This window comes from Arthrobacter sp. SLBN-83 (assembly GCF_006715285.1).
Lineage (GTDB): Bacteria > Actinomycetota > Actinomycetes > Actinomycetales > Micrococcaceae > Arthrobacter.
The window spans coordinates 861,822-884,301 of the sequence record NZ_VFMX01000001.1; the positions used below are offsets into that span (position 1 = coordinate 861,822).

The window sequence follows — 22,480 nt, forward strand, 5'->3', positions numbered from 1 at the left end:
CGGTCAGGCTGCGGGGTGCCTCGGCTGCTTACGGCTCCAAAGCACGACGGCGGCCCCCGCCAGAGTGCCTGCGGCCACCATCCTGCGCCGCGCCGTCCGCCGCCTCCCCTGCCAGCCGCCGCTGACGGAAGCCTTGCGGCTGTGGCCCGACGGCTCGTAGAGGGTTCCGGTGGAGGCCGCTGCCGGCTTCTTCCGGGACAGGTGCGTCTTGTCCACGTGCGCGGCCATGGCGGCTTCCACCTTGGCCGGCATCACCTTGTGCTGGAGCACCAGCACACGGCCGGCAGGACCAACCACGGCTTCACGCCGCGGCCTGGATGCCAAGCTGACGATGGTTCCTGCCACGCGTTCCGGGGTGTAGACCGGCGGCAGGGCCAGAACCTTCCGTCCGGTGTAGTTGGCGGCATGCTGGAAGAAGGGCGTGTCGATGGCCGCAGGCAGGACAGTGCACACCTTTACCTTTCGGATCCCGTCCAGCCTCAACTCCGAGCGGATGCTCACACTGAGGGCACCCACCGCAGCCTTTGACATCGAGTACGCCGCGGCGTAGGGCTGGGATACTTCACCGACGATGGATCCCACATTGATAAGCACCCCCGCGCCTTGGGTCCGAAACCGCGGCAGAGCTGCCCGTGCTCCGTTGACGTATCCGCCGATGTTGACGTCCAGCACGCGCCTGATGTCGGCCAGGGGTATGTCGGCGACGCGCCCGTAGACACCCACCGCGGCGTTGTTCACCCACACATCCAGCCGGCCGAACTCCTTTTCGGCGCGGGCCGCGAGTGCTTCCACGCTGCCGGCGTCCGTGACATCGGTCGGGACTGCAATGGCCCTGCCGCCCCGTCTTTTCACCTCGTGCGCCAGGCTTTCCAGGGCTGCGGCACTCCGCGCTGCGAGGACCAGCCGGGCGCCCTTGTCCGCGAATGCCAGCGCTGTTGCGCGGCCGATGCCACTTGAGGCTCCGGTGATAACCACAACTGCCTTTTTGACCCGCATCCCGCCTCCGTCCCGCACCCCTGCGGGCACGGCCATCAAAACTAAGTATGCTTACCAATGTGATGGTATCGAGAGGCTCCGGGGCCTGACAACCTCTCCGGCGCCAGTTGTCAGCGCTTGTTCTCAGCCCGCTCGTCCGGCGCCCGCTTGGCCTTGGCGCGTTTGGTCCGCCGGATGACGAGCAGGACCACGGCAACGGCGAGCGCGGCGTAGACGGCGTAGTTCAGGTAGTGCGAGTACTCCTCAATGAGCCGGTACTGGGTGCCCAACAGGTAGCCCAGGCCAATGAGGGCGCCGTTCCAGAGGCCACTGCCCGCGAGGGTAAAGAGGCTGAAGGTTCCCACGGGCATGGCCGCTGCTCCCGCCGGCAGGGAAATGAGGCTGCGCACCCCAGGCAGCAGGCGGCCAAAGAAAATGGAGGACCTCCCGTGGCGCCGGAACCAGCCTGCCGCGTGCTCAAAGTCTTCCCGGTCCACCAGCGGCAGCTTGGCCAGCCACCGGATGGACCGGTCCAGGCCCAGTTTGGCCCCAAGCCAGTAGAGCAACAATGCGCCGAGGTACGCGCCAAGGGTGCTGGTGCCGAAGACGAGGAAGAGGTTCAGGGAGCCCTGCTTGGCAAGGTAGCCCGCCAGCGGGAGTATCACCTCGCTGGGGATGGGTGGCAGCACCGTCTCGGCGAGCGTGAAGGCGCCAACACCCCCCTCGCCCAGGGCATCAATCGCCCTCGCCGCAAAGCCCACGATTCCCGTGAGCCCCTCGGTGGGGCTGGCTGCACCGGTCATGATTGTCCACATACGCCTGTCCCGTTCCGCTGCATGCCATGGCCGCGTGCTGACCCGTCATGCCTACCTTACGGGGGCTTCCCGTCGTCGCACGCTTTATCCGGGCAGGCGGGACAACCGCGTCACCGGTGCTTGAACTCCGGCTGGCGCTTCTCAGTGAACGCCGCCATGCCTTCCTTTTGGTCCTCGGTGGCGAACAGGGAATGGAAGAGGCGCCGTTCGAACTGGACGCCCTGGGCCAGGCCGGTTTCGAAGGCCGCGTTGACCGCCTCCACAGCGGCCATCGCAGCTGGCTTGGATTTGCCGGCTATCACCTCCGCCGCCGCGAGCGCCTCGGACACCACGTCCGCTGCCGGAACCACGCGCGACACCAGCCCGCACCGGTCCGCTTCGTCCGCGTCAATGAACCTGCCGGTGAGGATCATGTCCATCGCCTTGGCCTTGCCTACGGCCCGGGTAAGTCGCTGCGACCCGCCCATGCCAGGGAGGACGCCAAGGTTGATTTCCGGCTGGCCGAACTTCGCATTGTCGCCGGCGATGATGAGGTCGCACATCATGGCAAGTTCGCAGCCGCCGCCCAGGGCAAAGCCGGACACTGCTGCGACGGTGGGGATCCGCAGCCGGGCGAAGTCCTCCCAGCCCCGGAACCAGTCCGCCAGGTACATGTCCATGTAGCCCTGGTCCGCCATCTCCTTGATGTCGGCTCCCGCGGCGAATGCCTTGCCCGAGCCTGTGATCACCACCGCCCCCACGCCGGGATCGGAATCCATGACGGTGACGGCTGCCACCAACTCTTCCATGGTGGCCTTGTTCAGCGCGTTCAACGCGGAGGGCCTGTTCAGCGTCACCAGCCCGACCCTGCCCTGCTGCTCCACCAGGATGTTGGCGTACTCCGTCATTCGGGACTCCCGTCGTCGTGTGCTGTTGTACTGTGCTTGCCGGGCGACTCCCCGCGGGGAGGCTCCCCACTTGCCGCGTCCCAGGCAGGCTTGCCGGACGCCCGGCGGATCTCCGTGATGATGGCGGAGAAGTCACGGCCTGCGCCGCCCTCCGCCGCAAACCTATCGTAGATATGGGCGGCCAGAGCTCCCATCTCCCCCGCCACCCCCGTGCCGTTGAGGGCGTTGACCGCGAGGTTCAGGTCCTTTGCCATCAGCGCTGATGCAAACCCCGGTTGGAAGTCCCGGTTGGCAGGGCTGGTGGGAACCGGTCCCGGCACCGGGCAGTTGGTGGTCAGCGCCCAGCACTGGCCGGACGCGGCGGAGGCGACGTCGAACAGCGCCTGATGGGTCAGGCCCAGCTTTTCGCCCAGGACGAAGGCCTCACTCACCGCAATCATGGAGACGCCCAGGATCAGGTTGTTGCAGATCTTGGCAGCCTGGCCGGCGCCGTGTCCGCCGCAGTGCACCGCCCGCTTGCCCATGACCTCCAGGAGCGGCCGCACGGCCTCGAAGTCCGCGTCGTCTCCGCCCGCCATGAAGGTCAGGGTGCCCGCCTCGGCACCCACCACGCCGCCGGAAACGGGGGCGTCAACGGACCGGTGGCCTGCCTCGATGGCCAGGCGGGCAGCTTCACGGGCCTCTTCGACGTTGATGGTGGAGCAGTCCAGGAACATGGTTCCCGGACGGGCTGTTGCCAGCAGGCCAGGTTCGCCACCGGCGCCCGTGTAGGCGTCCAGGACATGCCTGCCGCTGGGGAACATCGTCAACACCACGTCGGCGCCGGCCAGGGCGTCAACGGCGGAACCTGCCACGGCGATTCCCTGGGCCTCCGCGGCCTCCAATGCGGCCTGCACGACGTCGAAACCCGTCACCTGGTACCCGGCCCTGGCCAGGTTCACCGCCATCGGGCCGCCCATGTGCCCCAGGCCCAGGAAGGCAACGCGGATTGTGTCAGGCACGGCCGGCCTCCTTCACCTGAAGGTCCAGTTCCCCGCCGTCCAGCGGCTGGAAGAACCGGTCCACATCCTGCGGCAGAACCTCGGCAAGGGTTGCCGGTTTCCACTGCGGGTTCCTGTCCTTGTCCACCACCTGCGCGCGGATTCCCTCACGGAAATCCGGCCCCTGCAGGAAGCGGAGTCCTGCCCGGTACTCCTGGGCCAGCGCTTCATCCAGGGTCAGGTTTGAAGCGCGGCGCAGGGATGCCAGGGTGACTTTCACCGATGTCGGCGATTTGGCTTCGATGGTGTCTGCAGCCGCCACCGCATCGGCCTGCCCGGGCCCGGTCCAGGCGCGAAGGCGGGCCACAATTTCCCCCGCATCGTCGGAGTCATAGCAGGCATCAATCCACTCCCGCTGCCCTGCCAGCACCGAGGCAGGGGCCTGCTCAGCGTAACGGGCGACGGCGTCTTCCGGGCTTTCGGTTTCCAGCGCCGCCGCCAGGCGGGGCAGCGCGGAGGACGGAACATAATGGTCTGCAAGGCCCAGGAACAGGGCATCCCCGGCGCCCAGGTGTGCGCCCGTAAGGGCGGCGTGGGTTCCCGTTTCGCCTGGTGCACGCGAGAGCAGGAAGGTCCCGCCGACGTCGGGCGCAAACCCAATGGTGGTCTCCGGCATCCCCATCCTGGTCCGCTCGGTGACCACGCGGACGTTCCCGTGCGCCGAAACGCCCACCCCGCCGCCAAGCACCAGTCCGTCCATCAGCGCAACGTACGGTTTGGGGTACTTGGAGATCAGCGAGTTCAGGCGGTACTCGGTTTGCCAGAAACCGGCCGTCGCGCTTCCGCCGTGCAGCATGTCCTGGTAGATGGCCACGATGTCTCCGCCCGCGCACAGGCCCCGCTCTCCGGCGCCCTGCACCAGGACGGCGGCCACGCCGTCGTCTTCTGCCCAAGTGGTGAGCTGGCTCAGCAGCAGGTCCACCATGTCCGCCGTGAGCGCGTTGACCGCGCGGGGGCGGTTGAGGGTGGCCACCCCCAGCCTGCCCCGGTGCTCAAAAAGTACGTCCGCACCCCCGCTGCCTGTCGTGCTGTCCGTCGTGTTCCCCGTGGCTGCGGTCATCGGCTGGGTGCTCCTTCGCATGGTGGCCGGATGAGTGATCCAGGTCATTCTGCTTGCGAATATACCCGCCCCTTCCGGTCCCTAACCAACCGTAGGTGCACCACGGGAAGGGGTTGGCGGTGCCTTTACCCGGCATGCGGCCGCCAAGGTAAGTTAGGAACCGTGAAGATAGCTACCTGGAATGTGAACTCGCTCCGTGCCCGCGCCGACCGCGTTGAAGCATGGCTGCAGCGCAGCGACTGCGACGTCCTGGCCATCCAGGAGACCAAATGCAAGGACGACAACTTTCCCTGGGAACTCTTTGAGCGGATGGGTTACGAGGTGGCCCACTTCGGGGTGAACCAGTGGAACGGCGTGGCCATCGCCTCCCGGGTTGGGCTTGAAGACGTCGAGCGGACGTTCATGGACCAGCCCTCGTTCGGCAAGGCCGGCAAGGATCCCGTCCAGGAAGCCCGGGCCATAGCAGCCACCTGCGCAGGCATGCGCATCTGGAGCCTTTACGTCCCCAACGGCCGCTCCCTCGACGATGAGCACATGCCGTACAAGCTGAAGTGGCTGGAAAGCCTCAAGACCCATGCCCAGGCCCTGGTGACGGACAACCCCCAGGCGCAGGTGGCGTTGATGGGTGACTGGAACATCGCGCCCTTCGACGATGATGTCTGGGACATCGACCTCTTCATCGCAAACCGCTCCACGCACGTCAGCCCTGCCGAGCGGGAGGCATTCCACGCGTTCGAAACCGTCGGCTACACGGACGTCGTACGCCCCTACACGCCCGGCCCCGGCGTCTACACCTACTGGGACTACACCCAGCTGCGGTTCCCCAAGAAGGAAGGCATGCGGATCGACTTCGTCCTGGCCTCCCCCGCCCTGGCCGCGCGCGTCACCGGCGCCTCGATTGACCGCGAGGAACGCAAGGGCAAGGGCGCTTCCGACCACGCGCCCGTGCTGGTGGAACTGGCGGACTGACGACCATGGCCTGGACCCATGCAAGGAGACCGCAATGACGGGAAACCTCTACCGGGGCCAGGCAGGCCTGCCTTTCTCCTCCACCCTGCGCGTCTACGAACCCCTGGAAGCCTTTCCGGAGGAACAGCGCCCGGCCATCAAGGCGGCCGGAGCGCAGGCAGTCTCCCGCGCCGCCGTCGAAAACGCTGAACTGCTGGCCTCGCTGGGACGCATCACCCGCTCCGGCGGCGACCCCTTCCCCACCGGACGCACCGACCTTGTGCGCGTCACCACAGCGCCGGCACCCGAAAGCGGAACGGCCGACGACGGTGCCGGCGCCGGCTCCGAGCCCGCCCTGCTGTATTGCCCCAGCCAGTTGGTCCTGCGCGCCGGATTGGCAGCCAACGCCTTGATGGAAGGCATTCACGGCCCGCTGGCGGAGCTGCTGATTCCGGAGGAGCAGCGGGACCGTCACCAGGAGCGGATCGACCTGGTGAAAGCCAGGGATGGTTCCGTCCGGGTGCACACGCGGGCTTCCACGTGGGGCATCCCGTTCAGCTGGTTCTCGCTGTTCGCCGAATCCGACCGCAAGGACGTGGTGGAAGCCGGTGGCCGGATCCTCACCGTGCGCGTCTGGGCGTCCATTACCGATGCCCTGGAGCGGGCCCGCTATGCCGTGGCCAACCTGGCCCTCGCCGCCCCCGACCTGGACATGCTTGACGACCTGGCGCAGCTCACGGAATGGTTGGAGCTGTTCCACGTGAACTCCATGGTGGAGCTGGACTACGGCGCCGTGGCGGACAAGGTTTACCCCGACGAGTCCCCGATGGATATCAGGCTGGGCATCGAGTGCCTGGCGGAGGGTGACATGACCGGTGCTGCAGCAGCCTACCGGCGGCTTGCCTCGCGCTGGATTCCCATCCGGCAGCTGGCCCGCGCCTCGTAACGCTTTCCTGGCTGTTCGAGGTTTTGGGCTTTTAGAAGTTCTTTGGCGGCGCCGTGGTGCGCCGGACGATCAGTTCATGGGGTGCGACGGCGGAGCGGACAGCTCCTGCCTGGCCATCCAGTTCGTCCAGAAGCATCTTGGTGGCAAGTTCGGCCTGCTCGTCCGGCCGCTGCCCCACCGTAGTGAGGCCCATGGGTTCAGCAAAGTCGTGGTTGTCGATGCCCACCACGGAGAGTTCCTCCGGAACCCTGATCCCAAGGCGGTTGGCTTCGAAAATGACGCCCATGGCCATCTCGTCAGAAGCACAAAAAATGGCGGTCGGCTTTTCCCCCTCCCGCGACCAAAGCCGGCGCAGGGCTTCCTGGCCGCTGCGTACGGTGAAGTCGCCCCATTCGTCCCATTCCCGGCGCGTGGGCAGACCGGCTCCCGCCATGACGTCCTTGAACGCCAGAATGCGAACCCGGGGAACGTCGAAGTTAAGGTCGGTCTCGTCATCGCCGTGAAGCAGGGCGATCTTTTTGTGGCCGAGGTCGATCAGGTGCCGCACCGCAGTTGATGCCGCTGCGTAGTCGTCGATGCCGATGTACGAGCACTCCTCGACGTGGCCGCCGACGACGATGAGGGGAATGTCGATTTTCTGGAGATGGTCCAGTTCGTCATGGCTGAGCGCCATACAGAGGACCAGGAGGGCGTCGATCTGTTTGTAGACCATGGTCTTGCTGAAAAGCCGCTCCCGATTACTGCCGTGGCCACCGAGGTTGAAAAGGGACAGGTTGTAATTGCGGGCATGCAGTTCGCGGTCTGCACCCTCAATGGCTTTCGAGAAGAACCAGCGGCTCACGAACGGTGCCAACACTCCGATGGTCCTGGTCCGCCCGGTGGCAAGGCCGGAAGCCGATGAGGATGCAACGTAGCCCAGGTTCCCGGCCACCTCAAGAATCTTCTCGCGGGTGGCCGGCGAAACCCTGGGCAACCCGCGGACTGCGCGGGACACAGTGGCTGTGGAGACTCCGGCGGCCGCCGCCACGTCCTCGATGCTGACGCCGTTATGGCCGCCCCGCTGGGACCGTTCCGTTGTCCGTGCCACCGTGTCCCCTCTTTAACTCCTTTGCGGCGTAGGGCCGCCCGGCCCTGCGTCTACCCCCGGCCCTGTATTTTTCCATTCCGGGGCAGGCAGTGAAAATCCAGACAGCGCGAACCCACGCATTTGCCGCGAAGGCGGCGGGCGTGCGCATCAGCGCCTACCTGCGTGCCGGCAGCTTCCTGCGCAGCCGCACCATGCCGTACAGCGCCAGCAGTGTTGCCAGCAAGCCCAGCGCCCACCCAAGGGCCGGCTGGGCAGTAACTTCCATCCACACGGTGACCACCAGCAGGACCAGCGCCCAGAACCCGAGGAAACCGATGATGATGTCGAAGTCCTCACCGGAGCGGACCAACCGGCTGCGGTTTCCCGCCCCCGGAGTGCGGGGACGGGAACCGTTGTTCGTCACTTGACTGCACCTGCCGTGAGGCCGGCGACAATCTTGCGCTGGAAGACCAGCACCAGGATCACCAGCGGGATGGTGACGATGGTGCCCGCGGCCATGATGGCCGTGTAGGGGATCTGGTTAGGCTGTGCACCGGCAAAGTTGGCGATGGCCACCGTTACCGGCTGGGTTGCGTCGCTGGACAGCTGGCTGGCGATCAGGAACTCATTCCACGATGAAATGAATGCCAGGATTGCCGTGGTGAAGATTGCCGGTGCGGCCAGGGGCATGATGACCTTGCGGAAGGCCTGTCCCTGGGTGCAACCGTCAACACGTGCGGATTCCTCCAGTTCCCACGGCATCTCGCGGAAGAACGACGTCATGGTGTAGACCGTCAGCGGGAGCACGAAGGAGATGTTCGGGATGATCAGCGCCTGGTATGTGCCCATCCAGCCGATGTTGGTGAAAAGCTGGAACAGCGGGGTGATCAGGGCAACACCGGGGAACATGGAAGCGCCCAGGATGAAGCCGAGCACCAGGAACTTGCCCTTGAAGTTCAGCCGGGCCAGTGCGTAGGCCGCGAACACGCCAATGAGCAGGGATACCAACGTCACGACGCCGCCGATGAACACACTGTTCAGCAGTGCCTGGCCGAACCGGTTGCCGAACGATGTGTCGAAGGCGGTCTTGAAGTTGTCCAGCGTTACATGGGTGGGCAGGATCGACGTGTCGTAGGTGAAGCCCACCTCGCGGAATGCAGTGACCACCATCCAGTACGCCGGCGCCAGGCACCAGAGCAGGATGATGGCGGCACTGAGGTACGTACGCCCCTGGGCCCACTTCTCCCGGTTCTGGGCGGCCTTGCGGCCTTTGTCCTGTTGGGCCCGCAGCGCCGAGGCATCTGCTGTTGCCGTGGTCATTTCTTCCCCTTTCCGGTGGCGCCGCTCTGCTCAACGACGTTCGCCCCAAGGAAGCGCACGAAGATGAAGGCGACGAGGAAGATGATGATGAATGTGATGGTGGACAGCGCGGCTGCCGAGTTGAAGCCCTGCCTGATTTGGTTGATCACCAGGATGGACAGCGTGGTGGTGTTGTTCGCGCCGCCGGTCAGGATGTAGGGCAGGTCGAACATACGCAGCGCGTCCAGGGTCCTGAAGAGGATTGCCACCATCAGTGCCGGTTTCACCAGCGGCAGGGTGATCAGCCGGAACCGCTGCCAGGCAGTGGCCCCGTCCACCTTTGCAGCTTCGTATACGTCCGCCGGGATCATCTGCAGGCCTGCAAGGATCAGCAATGCCATGAAGGGCGTGGTCTTCCAAACGTCCGCGATGACCACGGCCCATTTGGCGGGCCACTCGCTGCCCGTCCACAGGATGGTGGTGTTGAACAGCTTGTTGGCAATGCCCTCGAAGGCGAAGATGAAGAACCAGAGCTTGGCAGTCACGGCAGTGGGGATGGCCCACGGCACAAGGACAGCGGCGCGGACCAGGCTGCGGCCACGGAATTCACGGGCCATGATCATGGCCATCCAGAAACCCAGGACAGTTTCGAATGCCACCGTCACCACTGTGAAGAAGAACGTGGTGGCCGTGGCGGACCAGAACTGGCCGCCCAAGGTGCCGGGCGGGCAGGCGACCGTCCCGCCGTCCGGTGCCGCACACTGCTGTGCAAGCCAGTTGACGTAGTTTTGGATGCCGGCCGGGCCACCTGCGGTAAAGAGCCCGGTGGCTGGATCCAGGCCGGCGTCCTTCTGGAAGGACATGACGATGGCACTGATGATCGGGTAAACGATCACGATGCCCAGGGCGACGATGGTGGGGGCAAGCAGCCAGGACGCCCAGCGCCCCTGGCTTGCGATCCTGTTGTCCTCCCCCACGCCCTTGGGCGCATGACGGACGGGGGTCCCGCCCGACGCCGGTGACTTAACCGGCGTCGGGCCTAGTTCGGTTGCCATGGCAGAACTACGATCCCGCACCGGCGGATTCGATGGACTTCTGCATGTCGGCGAGTGCGTTATCCACTGTCTTCTCTCCCTTGATAGCGGAGTAGGCATTGTCTTGGATTGCCTTGGTGACAGCCGGGTAGAAAGGCGTCACAGGACGCGGAACGGCGTTCTCGATGGACGTCTTCAGAACCGGCAGGTAGGGCAGCTTGGCAACGAGTTCCTTGTCGTCATACAGCGATCCGAGAACCGGAGCCAGCGAACCCTGGGTAGCGTAGAATTTCTCGGTTTCCTCCGAGGTCATGAACTTCATGAAGTCCAGCGCAGTGGCCTTGTTCTTGGAGTACACGCTGGTAGCCAGGTTGTGGCCGCCCAGTGAGGATGCACCGGGTCCATCCTTGCCCGGGAGCGCAGCCAGCCCCGTCTTGTCCTTCACGGCGGAGGAGCCTTCAGTGGTGATCAGGTTGAAGGCGTACGGCCAGTTGCGCAGGAAAAGGAGCTTGCCGCTCTGGAATGCCTGGCGGCTGTCCTCTTCCTTGTAGGTGATGGCTTCCTTGGGGATGTTGCCATCCGCGTAGGCCTTTGCGAGGTTCCCCAGGCCGGCCTTGGCCTCGGGGGTGTTCAGGTCCGGCTTGCCGTCCTTGTTGAGGACCGAGCCGCCGGCTGAGTTGATGGCCTCGGAAGCATTTACCGTGAGGCCCTCATACTTGCTGAACTGGCCCGCGTAGCAGCCGATGTTGTTCTGCTTCGCGATGGAGCACATGCTCATCATCTCGTCCCAGGTCTTGGGCGGGGTGGGAACCAGATCCTTCCGGTAGTACAGGATGCCGCCGTCAGAGGTCTGCGGGGCAGCGTACAGGGTGCCCTTGTAGGTTGCGCTCTCCACTGTCGGCTTGAGCATGGCGCTGGTGTCGATCGCCATCTTGTCCTTCAGCGGCTGCAGCCAGCCCTTGGCCGCGAATTCAGCGGTCCAGACAACGTCCACATCCACAACGTCGTAGTCGGACTGCTTCGCCTGGAAATGCTGGACGAGGTCATCGTGCTGCTGGTCGGCCTGGTCCGTCTGCTCCTTGAAGGTGACCTTCTCATTCGGGTGGGCGGCATTCCACTTATCGACCAGGGGGCGGACCACATTGCTGTTGTCCTTGCCCTGTACATAGGTGATGGGGCCACGGCCGTCAAGGTTGGCGCCAGCATCACCGCCGCCACCGCCACCTCCTGTAGAGCCCCCTCCACCTCCGCCGCCGCAGGCGGACAACGTAAGGGCCAGGATGCCGGCCGTGGCAGCCGGAAGCAGGAATCTCGGGGTTTTCATTAGCTTGAAGCTCCTCGCTGAGTGACAAGTAAGTCGACAGTGCGCTTGCTAGGTGAGGTTGATGTGGTGACTGTCACACTAGTAAGGTACCTGTCAGTAATGCAAGCGTTTACATCAAAAAGTTATCAGAGGGGAACCTAATGCCAGACCCATCCGTTCCCGCATCCGGACCGGCCCCCTCTGCCTGGTGGGCCGACGCCGTCGTGTACCAGATCTACCCCCGCTCCTTTGCAGATGGCAACGGCGACGGCATGGGGGATCTGCGCGGTGTCCTGGACCGCCTGCCCTACCTTGAACGGTTGGGAGTGGATGCCATCTGGCTCTCCCCCTTTTACAAGTCACCCCAGGCCGACGGCGGCTACGACGTGGCGGACTACCGCCAGGTGGACCCGCTCTTCGGCTCCCTGGCGGACTTCGATGCAATGTTGCAGGAAGCTCACCGCCGCGGATTGAAAGTCATTGTGGACCTGGTTCCCAACCACACTTCGGACGAACACGCGTGGTTCCGGGAGGCGCTGGCCGCGGCCCCTGGAAGCCCGCAGCGGGACCGGTATATGTTCCGTGACGGCAAGGACGAGGTGCCCGGATCCGGGGATGGCAGGCTGGCACCGAACAACTGGAAGTCCGTGTTCGGCGGTCCGGCCTGGAGCCGGGTAACCGAGGCGGATGGATCGCCCGGCCAGTGGTATCTCCACCTCTTCGATACAAAGCAGCCGGACCTGAACTGGGAGAACCCGGAAGTTCAGGAGGAGATGCGCTCGGTGCTGCGGTTCTGGCTGGACCGCGGGGCGGACGGCTTCCGGGTGGATGTTGCCCACGGCTTGGTCAAGGAGGCGGGACTGCCGGACTGGGACGGCGTGGCTGCCATGGTTGAGGGAACATCAGGCCCCAGGCGGGAGAGCCACCTGCCCGGGGATGCTCCCCATGCCCACACTGACGCCGAGGAACCACACCGGGCAGTCTCCCCGATGTATCCGCCGTCGCCGTTTTTTGACCAGGACGGTGTGCACGCCATCTACCGCGACTGGAACCAGGTCCTGGCCGAATACGGCGGAGACCGGATGATGGTTGCCGAGGCCTGGGTGGAGCCGGCTGAGCGACTGGCACGCTACGTCCGGCCCGATGAGATGCAGCAGGCCTTCAACTTCGATTTCCTGTTGGCCGGCTGGGATGCCGAGCGCATGGCGGACGCCATCGACGCGTCGCTGGCAGCGGCAGAATCAGTAGGTGCTCCCTGCACGTGGGTACTCAGCAACCACGACACCGTGCGTCACGCCACCCGGTTCGGGCTGACAGATCCCACCACTTTCCCAAAGGGCATTGGCCCCGGCGACGAACAGCCGGACGCGGCCCTGGGCCTGGCCCGCGCCCGTGCCGCCACGCTGGTTGCGCTGGCGCTGCCGGGTTCGGCCTACCTTTACCAAGGTGAGGAATTGGGACTTCCGGAGCACACAACCCTCCCTGCGGAGGCCAGGCAGGACCCGACGTTCTTCCGGACCCGCGGCGCCGAGATCGGGCGGGATGGATGCCGGGTCCCACTGCCATGGACGGGGGAAGAACCTGGCTTTGGCTTTTCTGGAGGTGTTTCCCCGGGAGCACCCGGGCCGTGGCTCCCGCAGCCGGAAAGCTTCGGCCCCCTGGCCGCCGACCAGCAGGACGGCGAGGAAGGCTCCACGCTGGAGCTGTACCGCGCGGCATTGGCGTTCAGGGCATCCCAGCGCCTGGGCAGCGGCACCGTGGAATGGACCGATGAACACGCGCCGGAAAGCGGGCTGTTGGCATTCCGCAATGGGGAAACAGTGGTCCTGTCCAACATGGGCTTCGCCTCGGCCCCCCTGCCCGAAGGCTATGCTGTGGTCCTGTCCAGCGGTCCCGAGCCCGCCGAAGAATGGGCCGGCATGCAGGAGGTTCCGGTGGACTGCACTGTTTACCTTCAAAACGTCCGGCATCTTCAAGGCAGGCGGTAGCCGGAAAGGTCAGGCGGTAGCCGGAAGGGCGTGCAGTACCTGCAGCAGCGCCGGCGAAACCGGCGGTAGCCTAGCGGACGCGTTCGGCCCGGCTGAAGCGGGTCCGTGCCCCGGCCCCGATGTGGATGAGGACCGGCACCTCCTTGCCCACAACGGACTCCAGCGCGTGCAGGAGTCCTGACACCTCGGCTGCGAGCAGATGCGGTGCCACACCCTGGCGCGGCAGGAGACGGACCTTCAACGCAGGCGTTCCCTTGACGTCATAGGTAGTGACGGTGGCCCCAGCCAAGTCCGGCCTTCCCTCCAGGGCCTGCTTCAGTGCCTGTTCCGCCACACCGCCACCGATTCGGACATCGCCGGGGGTTTCGCCGGGATCATATTCGGCCGCGAGGAGGTTTGACCGGCCCTTCCCCTGCTGGGCGATCCAGGCCACCATGAGCCCCATCAGCGCCAGCAACGCCAGTGCCACGACAATCCACAGCCAGCTTTCCGGCCGGCCGGGGAACCGGGTGGAGTCGAAAAGCCGGGCGATCCCGGCCCATACTCCGCCGGACCAGGCATGCCACCAGGAAGCGACGGAAGGAACGGCCGCCAGCAGCACCAGCAGGATCCCTGTCCCAAGCAGGATCAGGCCCAGCACAGTGAGCAGGATGCGGTTGAGCATTGCCGGCGTGCTGTTCATGCCCCGATCACCCCGGAAGCAGTGACGTTGACGCGGGGAACAGGAGCCGGTTCCAGCAGCATCTGGTCCAGCTCGTCGCGGACGGCCTCCAGCACCCTGTCCTGATCCACGGGGATCCCGGACGTGGGACGCACGTTGACCAGCACCTGCCGCTGGGAAACAACGACCATGACCTGTTCAGGCGTGACGTTGGCGGCCAACCGTGCGCGGCGGGCGAGCGAGGACGCGATGACCTCGTCATCCACCACCACGGCAGGGAGCCCCTCGCCGGGCGCACCGGCCAGCAGATGGCGGGCGCGCTTTCCGGGAAGGACGCCGTTAAGGAAGAAAATCAATCCCAGCATGGCCAGAACGGCGCCGATCGCTGCCAGCAGCAATGGGGAGATACCGGCGGGAAGGTCCACGATGCGCTGCGCGGCCACCTGCGGCTCGATCAGCCAGGCCGGCTGGCCCACGGCGTGGACCCCGGATTCCAGGACCCCGTAGGCGGCCAACACCAGGACCAGGATGGCGGCGGCCACGGACACCGCTGCACGGGACGAGTGGGTTTCACGGTAAAGGACCCGGCGCATCCCGGGCCCGTTGTTCCCGCGGGTTTCACCAGCCACTCCGCGGTCTTCCACGCTGCTGCTCACCGCACCCGCCCTTCCGTGCCGATCCTTGCTGAACTGATCCTCGCCCCGCTGATGCGGATATCCACGCGGCTCAACCGGGAACCGCTTAGTTGGGAAACTGTTGCCAGGATGCTCGCCTTGGCCCTGACGGTGCGCTCCCAGATGGACCCGCCGGCCGCCTGCACCCGTGCAGGGTCCAGGACCACGGAGTGCAAAGGCGGGATGCTGATGGGGGCAACGAGGGATAAAGCCAGCAGGCCGTCGTCGTCCGTCCAATCCGCCCGCACGTCCTGGGCGTCGACACCCAGGGCCTGCGCCGCTGCCACCCTGGCAAGGCTGGTCAATGCCTGGGTGCTGATCCGGTTATGGCCGCTGAGCGCCTGCCCACGCGCAACGGGTGCAGGTGTTGTCATGAGGAGGAACGCCGGCCGATGATGGCATCGAACACGCCGCGCAGGTCCAGTTTTCCTTCCGCAGCTCGGCCCAGTAGCGCTCCGATGGCCATGAAGAGCAAGGAGACAAGGAAGCCCCACAGGCCGAACTGCAGGGACATGAAAGCAACGAAGGCACCGATCGCCGCGCCTGCCACCGTGAGGCTCACAGCAGTTCCTCCCGTTCGGCGCTGGCGGTTGGGGTGGTTTTGACGGGCGGGGGTACGTAGACGTCCGTTATTTCCACGTTCACCTCGATGACCTGCAGGCCCACCAGTTCCTCGACGGCCCGGTAGACAGCGGCGCGGACGTCGTTGGCCAATGAGTGCAGGGGTGTTCCGTAGCTTGCCACCAGGGTGATGTCCACGGCCACCTGGGTTTCGCCCACTTCAGCATGGACACCGGCGGCGTGGTCGGAGCTTCCGACGGCGTCACGGATGGCGCCCAGGGCGCGGGACGGACCCGAACCGAGGGAGTAGACGCCCGGAACTGCCCGCGCGGCAATACCTGCGACCTTTGCCACTGCAGTCTCGGAGATGACGGTCCGTCCGGGGCCCGGGGCCGGGCTTGCGGCGGGACGGCTTGGCACCACGGGTTGTGGGTTCTGGTATTCCATCAGGCACTCCCCCTTCTGTTGCTTCCACCCTATCCCCAGCCTGTGACAGTGCGCTGGAAGAGTGACCAGGGGTTAAAGCAGAAAAGCACCAGTTCCGAAGAACTGATGCTTCCCAGTGGTGGCTCCGACCGGCGTCGATCCGGTGACCTTTCGATTTTCAGTCGAACGCTCTACCAACTGAGCTACAGAGCCTAGGTGACTAGTCACCATGACAGCCGGAATTTCTTCCAACAATCAGAGCGACCCTGACGGGACTTGAACCCGCGACCTCCGCCGTGACAGGGCGGCGCGCTAACCAACTGCGCTACAGGGCCTTGCTTTTCTTGCTTCGCAGTATCTCTACCGCTTTTTTCAAGGCTTCCAGCCTACCAGACTTTTTTAGCCTGCTTGACCAGTTCCTTGCGTACCCCCAACGGGATTCGAACCCGTGCCGCCGCCGTGAAAGGGCGGTGTCCTAGGCCGCTAGACGATGGGGGCCAGAACCTGTCCGGAGCAAAATAAAAGGCGTCAAGCGGGGCTTTCCGTCTTTGTCCTCTGCGTTTCTCCGAACGGGACTCCACAACTATAGGGGGTAACCGGGAATATTCCAAAATTGCCGGAAAACCCCGCCGTTCCGCCGCTGTGCGCGGTAAATACGGGTAAAGATGGACGGATGGATGCCGTCGCAGCGCTCAACGAGATTGCTTTCTGGCTGGAGCGCGGACGCGCCGCCACGTTCAAAGTCCAGGCCTTCCGCAAGGCGGCGGCCGCCATCGGGCCTCTTGGCCCTGATGAAGTGGCCGCACGCGCCCGCACCGGCCGGCTCAAATCCATGAAGGGGATCGGCGACCGGACCTATGCGGTGATCCGGCAGGCCGTGGACGGCCAGGTCCCGGATTACCTCGCTGACCTCAGGGAGAAGGGGGCCCAGCCGCTGGCATCCGGCGGGGCGGACCTGCGGGCGGCGCTTCGCGGAGACCTGCACAGCCACAGCGAATGGTCCGACGGCGGCTCCCCCATTGAGCTGATGGTGGCTGCTGCGGAGGTGCTGGGCAGGGAGTACGTGGCCCTGACCGACCACTCCCCCAACCTCACGATCGCCAACGGGCTGTCGGCCGAGCGCCTGCTGGAGCAACTGGATGTGGTGGCCGGCATCAACAGCAACGGCGGGGCCACCCGGCTCCTGACCGGAATCGAAGTGGACATCCTGGAGTCCGGCGAACTGGACCAGGAGCCGGAACTGCTGGAGCGCCTGGATATTGTGGTGGCCAGCGTCCATTCAAAGCTGCGCGCTGACCGGAAGACCATGACCATGCGGATGCTCGGCGGCATCCAGGATCCGCAGACCAACGTCCTGGGCCACTGCACCGGCCGCCTTGTGGAGGGCTCACGAGGGACGCGGCCGCCGTCGGAATTCGACGCCAAGGAGGTCTTCGCAGCTTGCGCGGAGCACAACGTCGCCGTGGAGATCAATTCCCGCCCGGAGCGGCAGGATCCACCCGACGCCCTGATCCAGTTGGCGTTGGAGGCGGGCTGCCTGTTCTCCATCGACAGTGACGCCCACGCACCGGGACAACTGGACTTCCTGCAGTACGGGGCAGAACGGGCCGCCCGCAACGACGTCCCGGCCGAACGGATCATTACCACCTGGCCCGTGGAGAAGCTGCTCGCTTGGGCTGGTGGGAAGTAGGGGCCAAAGGAAACAGGGACTGGCCGCAGCGCCAGGGGCACCGACGTGGCCGATTCCCGCCAGTACGGTGCCCGTATCCGCCGTAGATTTATCCCATGCCTTCCACCAGTCCCGCGCGCCAACCACTTCCTCCCCAAGCTCCAGCGGCTGCTCCCGTCAAAGCCTTAGGCGTGGCCGCCATGGTGGTTACCGTGGTGCTGTGGGCCTCGGCGTTCGTGGGCATCCGGGCCATCGGCCCGCACTTCTCCCCCGGCTCCCTGACGCTGGGCAGGCTGGCGATTGCCGCCGTCGTCCTGGCCTTCCTGGTGGTGCCGCAACTGCTCAGGAGCAGGCTGTTGCCCAAGGGCCGCGAGTGGCTGCCCATCCTCGCCTACGGTGTGATGTGGTTCGGCGGCTACAACGTGGCGTTGAACGCCGCGGAGCACATCCTTGATGCCGGCACCAGCGCCCTGCTGATCAACGTCAACCCCATCCTGGTGGCCATCATGGCGGGCATCTTCCTCAAGGAAGGGTTTCCGCGCTGGCTCCTCATCGGCAGCACGGTGGCGTTTGCCGGGGTCGCGCTGATCGCCCTCGGTTCGGGGCAGCCGCGCACACCAGGGGAAAGTTCGACGGCGGACCTGGCGGGTGTGGCGCTTTGCCTCCTTGCAGCGGTGCTCGCCGCGGTCAGTGTCATCATCCAGAAACCGGTGGTGCGGAAATTCCCGGCGGCCCAGGCGACATGGTTCGGCATCGTGGTGGGAGCACTGTGCTGCCTGCCCTTCGCAGGGCAGCTGGCATCCGAGGTACAGGCCGCCCCGCCCCAGGCCACGTTGGGGCTGGTGTACCTTGGCGTTTTCCCGACGGCCATCGCCTTCACCACCTGGGCTTACGCGTTGTCACTGGTCGATGCGGGGAAGCTGGCCGCCACCACCTACCTGGTCCCCGGCACCACCGTCCTGATCTCCTGGCTGCTGCTGGGCGAGATCCCCACCGCCTGGGGCCTGGTGGGCGGGCTGGTGTGCCTGGTGGGAGTGGGGCTGACCCGGCGCAGGTCCCGGACGGACCGCCTCCGGCAACAACGCGTCCAGCGGTAAGGTCCGGACATGCCAACCAACCTGCCGCCGGGCCTGCCGATCGTTCCCGACGGCCCGCACGAACCTTCCGGTTTCACCATGTCCCCCGACGACTTTGAGGCCGCCGTCCAGGACGCCCTGGACAGCATCCCGGAACGGCTGGCCCGCGCCATGGACAACGTCGCGGCCTTCATCGACGACGATTACGTGCCGGGGCCCGGGGAGGATCCGGACACCGTGCTGCTGGGGCTGTACGAAGGGGTTCCGCTGACGGAGCGCGATTCATGGTGGGATGCTGGATCCCTACCGGACCGGATAACGATCTTCCGCGAACCGATCCTGGAGATCTGTGCCTCGCGGGACGACGTGATCCACGAAGTGGCGGTGACCGTGGTCCACGAAATCGCGCACCACTTCGGCATTTCCGATGACCGGCTGCACGAACTGGGCTGGGGCTAGCCTTGTAAACATGGGACACGACCACAGCCACAGCCACGGGATCACCGCCACCGGGCGGCACCGGAAAGGACTTGTGGCCGTCCTGGGAATCACCCTCGGCGTAGTGGTCATCCAGATCGTGGGGTCCGTGTTTTCCGGCTCGCTCTCCCTGCTGGCGGACGCGGGGCACATGCTCTCCGATGCGGCCGGGGTCACCATCGCCCTGCTGGCTGCGTGGATCGCGGGCCGGCCCGCGAGCGATCAGCGGACTTATGGCTTCCAGCGGGCCGAGGTTCTCGCGGCCCTGGCCAACGCACTGATCCTGATCGTGATCTCCGTGGTCATTTTCACTGAAGCCATCCGGCGGTTCGGCGCACCCCCGGAAGTGCAGACGGGCATCATGCTGTTTGCCGCCATCCTCGGCGCCGTGGCCAACCTGGTATCGCTGCTGGTCCTGCGTACGGCGCAGGGGGAAAGCCTGAACATCCGCGGCGCCTACCTTGAAGTGCTCGGCGACCTCCTGGGCTCGGTGGCCGTCATCATCGCCGCCGTGGTGATCATGCTGACCGGCTTCCAGGGAGCGGACACCATTGCCTCCGTCCTGATCGCACTGATGATCCTCCCGCGGGCGTGGACCCTGCTGCGCGATGTGGTGGACGTCCTGCTGGAAGCCAGCCCGAAGGGAGTGGAGGTGCAGATGATCCGCGAGCACATCCTTTCGGTGGCGGGTGTGACCGACGTCCATGACATCCACATCTGGACCATCACGTCAGGTGTACCGGTGTTCTCGGCCCACGTGGTGGTGGAGGACGGCGTGCTCAACGCCCGGGGCGCCGACCAACTGCTGGACAAGCTCATCACCTGCCTGGGATCCCACTTCGACACTGACCACTGCACCTTCCAGCTGGAACCGGCCAGCCACTCGGAGCACGAGGAACGCCAACACGCCTGCACCGACACACCCCCGCGGATTCTGCCGCTAATGACACTGTTGTGGTTTATGTTATTGATGTGACTAATGTTGCCAATGTGCAAATGGTCACGTAGCCTCGGACTGCTGGAGAGCAGCTGAGGGGCACGGTTGTGCCGCATCCAGAACCTCACTCCCAGCCTTACTGTTGCGAGGTCTCTGCAGATGGCTTTATCCGGATCCGGCCGCAGGACGGCCGTGCTTTGCGCCGCCGTCGTCCTTTTTGCTTCCGTGGCAACGCCGGCGGCCGCGGTCCCGGCACTGCCCCTCCCCCTGACCGTTCCGGCGTCGCCCGAGATCCCGTCGCTCGAGGACATTGCCGCAGCCAAGGCCAGCGAGTCCGCAACGGCGGACAAGGTCACCGACATCGAGCGCATCCTGGCCGACGCGTCCACCGCCCAGCAGGCCGCGTTTGCGGTGGCCATGCAGGCCAACAACGCCTACAGCGAGGCCCTGGTGGAACTGCAGCAGCGGACCGAGGCGGCATCAGTCGCCTCAGCCAAGGCCGACTCTGCCCGGGAACAGCAGGACAAAACCCGCAAGCAGGTGGGCCAGCTCGCCGGCGACCTGTACCGCAATGGCGGCCTGAACCCCACCCTCGGAAGCTTCGCCAGCGGCAGTGAAACCCTGCAGCAGGCCGCCACGCTCGAGGCCCTCTCTGCCAGCCGCAGCCGGGCCTTTGAAGCTGCCGACGCCGCAGCCACCGCCTACCGTTCCCTGACCGCAGCTGCGGACGACGCCACCAAGGCTGCCGACGACGCAGCCAAGACGGCGGAACAGCGGAAGTCCCAGGCGGAACAGGCCAACGCCGCGCAGGCCAAGGCCGTGGCCGACGCCAAGGCCCAGCGGACCGTCCTGGTGGACCAACTCGCACAGCTCCGCAACACCACGGTGGCGCTCGAATCAGCCCGCGTAGATGCCTTGGATCGGCAGCGCGAGGAGGCCCGCCTCGCCGCGCTGTCCGCAGCTGCGGACAAGGCTGCAGCCGACAAGGCCGCCCAGGATCAGGCAGCCCAAAACCAGGCAGCGCAGAACCAAGGCGGGCAGAACCAAGGCGGGCAGAACCAGGCTCCTGCCGGCCAGAACAACCGCAGCCAGGACGCGGCCCCTGCGGCACCAGCTCCCGCGCCGGCCCCCGCAGCGCCGGCCGCGCCGGCACCTGTTGCACCCGCGCCGGCCCCCGCGCCCGTTGCTCCGGCACCTGCTCCTGCTGCGCCTGCACCCGCTGCGCCGGCTCCTGCCCCTGCTCCCGCTGCGCCGGCTCCTGCCCCTGCTCCCGTGGCCCCGGCACCTGCTCCGGTCGCACCCGCACCCGCCCCTGCACCTTCCACGGGTTCAGGCACCTATGAGGCAGCGATCTCCGTAGCCCTGGGGAAGGTGGGTGCCCCGTACTACTACCAGTGGGGCGGTACCGGAGTCTACGGCTTCGACTGCTCCGGGCTGGTGCAGAACGCCTTCGCCGCCGCCGGCCAGTATCTGCCGCGAACAGCCTCCCAGCAGTACGCGGCTGCCCCGGTCCACGTCCCGATTTCACAAGCCCGCCGCGGCGACTTGCTGGTCTGGGGCTCGGCACCGAACTTCTACCACGTAGCCATCTACCTGGGAAATGGCCAAGTGGTGCAGGCCCTCAATCCGCAGGAGGGCATCACCGTTTCCAGCATCAGCTCCATGGTGGGCATGGAGCTTTACCCGTACGCAGCCCGCTACTGACCCTCACCGCTGGACCGTGGGGGGGGAGGGTGCCGGCACTGACATGCCCCGCCGCCGTCGTCAGCTCAGAATGTCCTTGGTGACGAACCGGCCATAGGCGAGCGCTCCGAACACTGCCACGTATCCGGCCTGGAGCAGGGCGTTGCTGGCGAAGGAATCCCACACCAGCGGCTGGCGCAGCATGTCGCCGAAAACGAGCCAGTAGTGGCTGAAGAGCCACGGGTGCAGCCACTCCAGCTGCGGCAACTGGTCCGCGACCTGCGACACCACCGAAACCACCACGGTGGCGGCCATCGCTCCGACCGGAACCACGGTCAGGGTGGACAGGAACAGCCCAATTGCGGACAGGCCCGCCAGGGACACCGCCAGGTAGGCGGCGATCAGCACGATGCGCAGGGCAGCTTCGCCCGGCTGGACCACGCCGCCGGAGAGCAGCGTCACCGGGCCCACCGGGAAAAGGGCCGCTCCGATGGCCGCACCTGCGGCGCCCACGGTCAAGGGTGCCGCGATGCAGAAGGCCAACGCGCCTGCGTACTTGACCAGCAGGAGCCGCACCCGTCCGGCCGGTGCCACCAGCAGGTACCTGAGGGTTCCCAGGTTCGCCTCCCCGGCGATGGTGTCCCCGGCCACCACCCCTACCGCAAGCGGCATGAACAGCGGTACGGAGACCAGCATCGCGGTGAAGGCAACGAACAGGCCGTTTTGGGTGATCCGGTCAAGGAACGCGGGACCCCGGCCGGGCGGGACGGCGGAAGAGACCTTCACTGCGATGGCGATGAGGACCGGGATGGCGGCCAGGGCCAGGAGCAGCGCCCAGGTCCGCCGGCGCCCGAACAGGACCTTGAGCTCGGACCCCAGCAGGGAGAACCCGGAGCTTCGCGGTGCTGCTGCCGGCCGGGCCGTTCCGGCGGCTTCGGGCATCTCGGCCGGCACG

At 66.0% G+C, this 22,480-nt stretch carries 24 protein-coding genes and 3 tRNA genes; 8 read left to right on the plus strand and 19 right to left on the minus strand.

Annotated elements, in window-relative coordinates; all coding sequences use genetic code 11:
* Window positions 1-3: 3 nt before the first annotated feature.
* The 5 genes from FBY30_RS03840 to FBY30_RS03860 form a co-directional block, all read right to left on the minus strand.
* Window positions 4-1,032, minus strand: a complete 1,029-nt coding sequence (locus FBY30_RS03840) for an SDR family oxidoreductase (RefSeq protein WP_327437000.1) — start codon at window positions 1,030-1,032, stop codon at window positions 4-6.
* A gap of 74 nt (window positions 1,033-1,106) precedes the next feature.
* Window positions 1,107-1,790 (minus strand): DedA family protein, encoded by a 684-nt coding sequence (locus FBY30_RS03845; RefSeq protein WP_142131319.1) that lies wholly within the window; start codon window positions 1,788-1,790, stop codon window positions 1,107-1,109.
* A 110-nt stretch (window positions 1,791-1,900) separates the two neighbouring features.
* Entirely contained in the window at window positions 1,901-2,677 is a 777-nt protein-coding gene (locus FBY30_RS03850) for an enoyl-CoA hydratase (protein ID WP_142131320.1), read from the minus strand.
* Window positions 2,674-3,636, minus strand: coding sequence for a 3-hydroxyisobutyrate dehydrogenase (gene mmsB / locus FBY30_RS03855; protein WP_235009534.1), 963 nt, complete (start codon window positions 3,634-3,636; stop codon window positions 2,674-2,676). The genes FBY30_RS03850 and mmsB overlap by 4 nt, the downstream gene beginning before the upstream one ends.
* 34 nt (window positions 3,637-3,670) lie before the next feature.
* Window positions 3,671-4,777 carry an enoyl-CoA hydratase/isomerase family protein gene (locus FBY30_RS03860; protein ID WP_142131322.1) on the minus strand — a complete coding sequence of 369 codons (1,107 nt, stop codon included), beginning with the start codon at window positions 4,775-4,777 and terminating at the stop codon, window positions 3,671-3,673.
* A 162-nt stretch (window positions 4,778-4,939) separates the two neighbouring features.
* Between FBY30_RS03860 and FBY30_RS03865 the strand changes: the two genes are divergently transcribed.
* Both FBY30_RS03865 and FBY30_RS03870 read left to right on the plus strand, forming a co-directional pair.
* Window positions 4,940-5,746 (plus strand): exodeoxyribonuclease III, encoded by an 807-nt coding sequence (locus tag FBY30_RS03865; RefSeq protein WP_142131323.1) that lies wholly within the window; start codon window positions 4,940-4,942, stop codon window positions 5,744-5,746.
* 34 nt (window positions 5,747-5,780) lie between these two features.
* A complete protein-coding gene (locus FBY30_RS03870; protein WP_142131324.1) occupies window positions 5,781-6,671 on the plus strand; it encodes a hypothetical protein in 891 nt (296 codons plus the stop codon).
* A gap of 31 nt (window positions 6,672-6,702) precedes the next feature.
* Here FBY30_RS03870 and FBY30_RS03875 read toward each other — a convergent pair whose 3' ends face one another.
* The 5 genes from FBY30_RS03875 to FBY30_RS03895 all read right to left on the minus strand — a co-directional run bounded on the left by FBY30_RS03875 (window position 6,703) and on the right by FBY30_RS03895 (window position 11,394).
* A complete protein-coding gene (locus FBY30_RS03875; RefSeq protein WP_142131325.1) occupies window positions 6,703-7,758 on the minus strand; it encodes a LacI family DNA-binding transcriptional regulator in 1,056 nt (351 codons plus the stop codon).
* A 154-nt stretch (window positions 7,759-7,912) separates the two neighbouring features.
* Entirely contained in the window at window positions 7,913-8,161 is a 249-nt protein-coding gene (locus tag FBY30_RS03880) for a hypothetical protein (RefSeq protein ID WP_142131326.1), read from the minus strand.
* Entirely contained in the window at window positions 8,158-9,057 is a 900-nt protein-coding gene (locus FBY30_RS03885) for a carbohydrate ABC transporter permease (RefSeq protein ID WP_142131327.1), read from the minus strand. Before FBY30_RS03885 ends, FBY30_RS03880 begins: the two co-directional genes overlap by 4 nt.
* A complete protein-coding gene (locus tag FBY30_RS03890; RefSeq protein WP_142131328.1) occupies window positions 9,054-10,091 on the minus strand; it encodes a carbohydrate ABC transporter permease in 1,038 nt (345 codons plus the stop codon). Before FBY30_RS03890 ends, FBY30_RS03885 begins: the two co-directional genes overlap by 4 nt.
* A gap of 7 nt (window positions 10,092-10,098) precedes the next feature.
* Window positions 10,099-11,394 (minus strand): ABC transporter substrate-binding protein, encoded by a 1,296-nt coding sequence (locus FBY30_RS03895; protein ID WP_142131329.1) that lies wholly within the window; start codon window positions 11,392-11,394, stop codon window positions 10,099-10,101.
* 140 nt (window positions 11,395-11,534) lie between these two features.
* On the opposite strand from FBY30_RS03895, the gene FBY30_RS03900 reads away from it, so the two are divergent.
* Window positions 11,535-13,361, plus strand: coding sequence for a glycoside hydrolase family 13 protein (locus FBY30_RS03900; RefSeq protein WP_142131330.1), 1,827 nt, complete (start codon window positions 11,535-11,537; stop codon window positions 13,359-13,361).
* Between the two features lie 70 nt (window positions 13,362-13,431).
* On the opposite strand, the gene FBY30_RS03905 is transcribed toward FBY30_RS03900, so the two are convergent.
* From FBY30_RS03905 to FBY30_RS03940, 8 genes are all read right to left on the minus strand, one after another.
* Window positions 13,432-14,043, minus strand: a complete 612-nt coding sequence (locus tag FBY30_RS03905; protein WP_142131331.1) for a hypothetical protein — start codon at window positions 14,041-14,043, stop codon at window positions 13,432-13,434.
* Window positions 14,040-14,678: a hypothetical protein gene (locus FBY30_RS03910; protein ID WP_142131332.1), complete on the minus strand. Its 639-nt coding sequence runs from the start codon at window positions 14,676-14,678 to the stop codon at window positions 14,040-14,042. Before FBY30_RS03910 ends, FBY30_RS03905 begins: the two co-directional genes overlap by 4 nt.
* Window positions 14,675-15,070: a hypothetical protein gene (locus tag FBY30_RS03915; RefSeq protein ID WP_142131333.1), complete on the minus strand. Its 396-nt coding sequence runs from the start codon at window positions 15,068-15,070 to the stop codon at window positions 14,675-14,677. Before FBY30_RS03915 ends, FBY30_RS03910 begins: the two co-directional genes overlap by 4 nt.
* Window positions 15,067-15,258, minus strand: coding sequence for a DUF2273 domain-containing protein (locus tag FBY30_RS03920; protein WP_142131334.1), 192 nt, complete (start codon window positions 15,256-15,258; stop codon window positions 15,067-15,069). Before FBY30_RS03920 ends, FBY30_RS03915 begins: the two co-directional genes overlap by 4 nt.
* Window positions 15,255-15,704 carry an Asp23/Gls24 family envelope stress response protein gene (locus FBY30_RS03925; protein ID WP_142131335.1) on the minus strand — a complete coding sequence of 150 codons (450 nt, stop codon included), beginning with the start codon at window positions 15,702-15,704 and terminating at the stop codon, window positions 15,255-15,257. Before FBY30_RS03925 ends, FBY30_RS03920 begins: the two co-directional genes overlap by 4 nt.
* 116 nt (window positions 15,705-15,820) lie before the next feature.
* A tRNA-Phe gene (locus tag FBY30_RS03930) sits at window positions 15,821-15,896 on the minus strand.
* 48 nt (window positions 15,897-15,944) lie between these two features.
* A tRNA-Asp gene (locus FBY30_RS03935) sits at window positions 15,945-16,018 on the minus strand.
* A 90-nt stretch (window positions 16,019-16,108) separates the two neighbouring features.
* Window positions 16,109-16,181: transfer RNA gene (locus tag FBY30_RS03940), tRNA-Glu, on the minus strand.
* A 175-nt stretch (window positions 16,182-16,356) separates the two neighbouring features.
* Here FBY30_RS03940 and FBY30_RS03945 point away from each other — a divergent pair.
* From FBY30_RS03945 to FBY30_RS03965, 5 genes are all read left to right on the plus strand, one after another.
* Entirely contained in the window at window positions 16,357-17,373 is a 1,017-nt protein-coding gene (locus FBY30_RS03945) for a PHP domain-containing protein (RefSeq protein WP_142131336.1), read from the plus strand.
* Between the two features lie 95 nt (window positions 17,374-17,468).
* Window positions 17,469-18,449, plus strand: coding sequence for a DMT family transporter (locus FBY30_RS03950; protein WP_142131337.1), 981 nt, complete (start codon window positions 17,469-17,471; stop codon window positions 18,447-18,449).
* Window positions 18,450-18,458: 9 nt separating this feature from the next.
* Entirely contained in the window at window positions 18,459-18,887 is a 429-nt protein-coding gene (locus tag FBY30_RS03955; protein ID WP_142131338.1) for a metallopeptidase family protein, read from the plus strand.
* A gap of 10 nt (window positions 18,888-18,897) precedes the next feature.
* Window positions 18,898-19,881 (plus strand): cation diffusion facilitator family transporter, encoded by a 984-nt coding sequence (locus FBY30_RS03960; RefSeq protein ID WP_235009329.1) that lies wholly within the window; start codon window positions 18,898-18,900, stop codon window positions 19,879-19,881.
* Between the two features lie 120 nt (window positions 19,882-20,001).
* On the plus strand, window positions 20,002-21,546 hold the full coding sequence (locus FBY30_RS03965; RefSeq protein ID WP_200830632.1) for a C40 family peptidase: 1,545 nt from the start codon (window positions 20,002-20,004) through the stop codon (window positions 21,544-21,546).
* Window positions 21,547-21,606: 60 nt separating this feature from the next.
* Here FBY30_RS03965 and FBY30_RS03970 read toward each other — a convergent pair whose 3' ends face one another.
* Window positions 21,607-22,467, minus strand: coding sequence for an ABC transporter permease (locus tag FBY30_RS03970; protein WP_142134886.1), 861 nt, complete (start codon window positions 22,465-22,467; stop codon window positions 21,607-21,609).
* Window positions 22,468-22,480 lie beyond the last annotated feature (13 nt).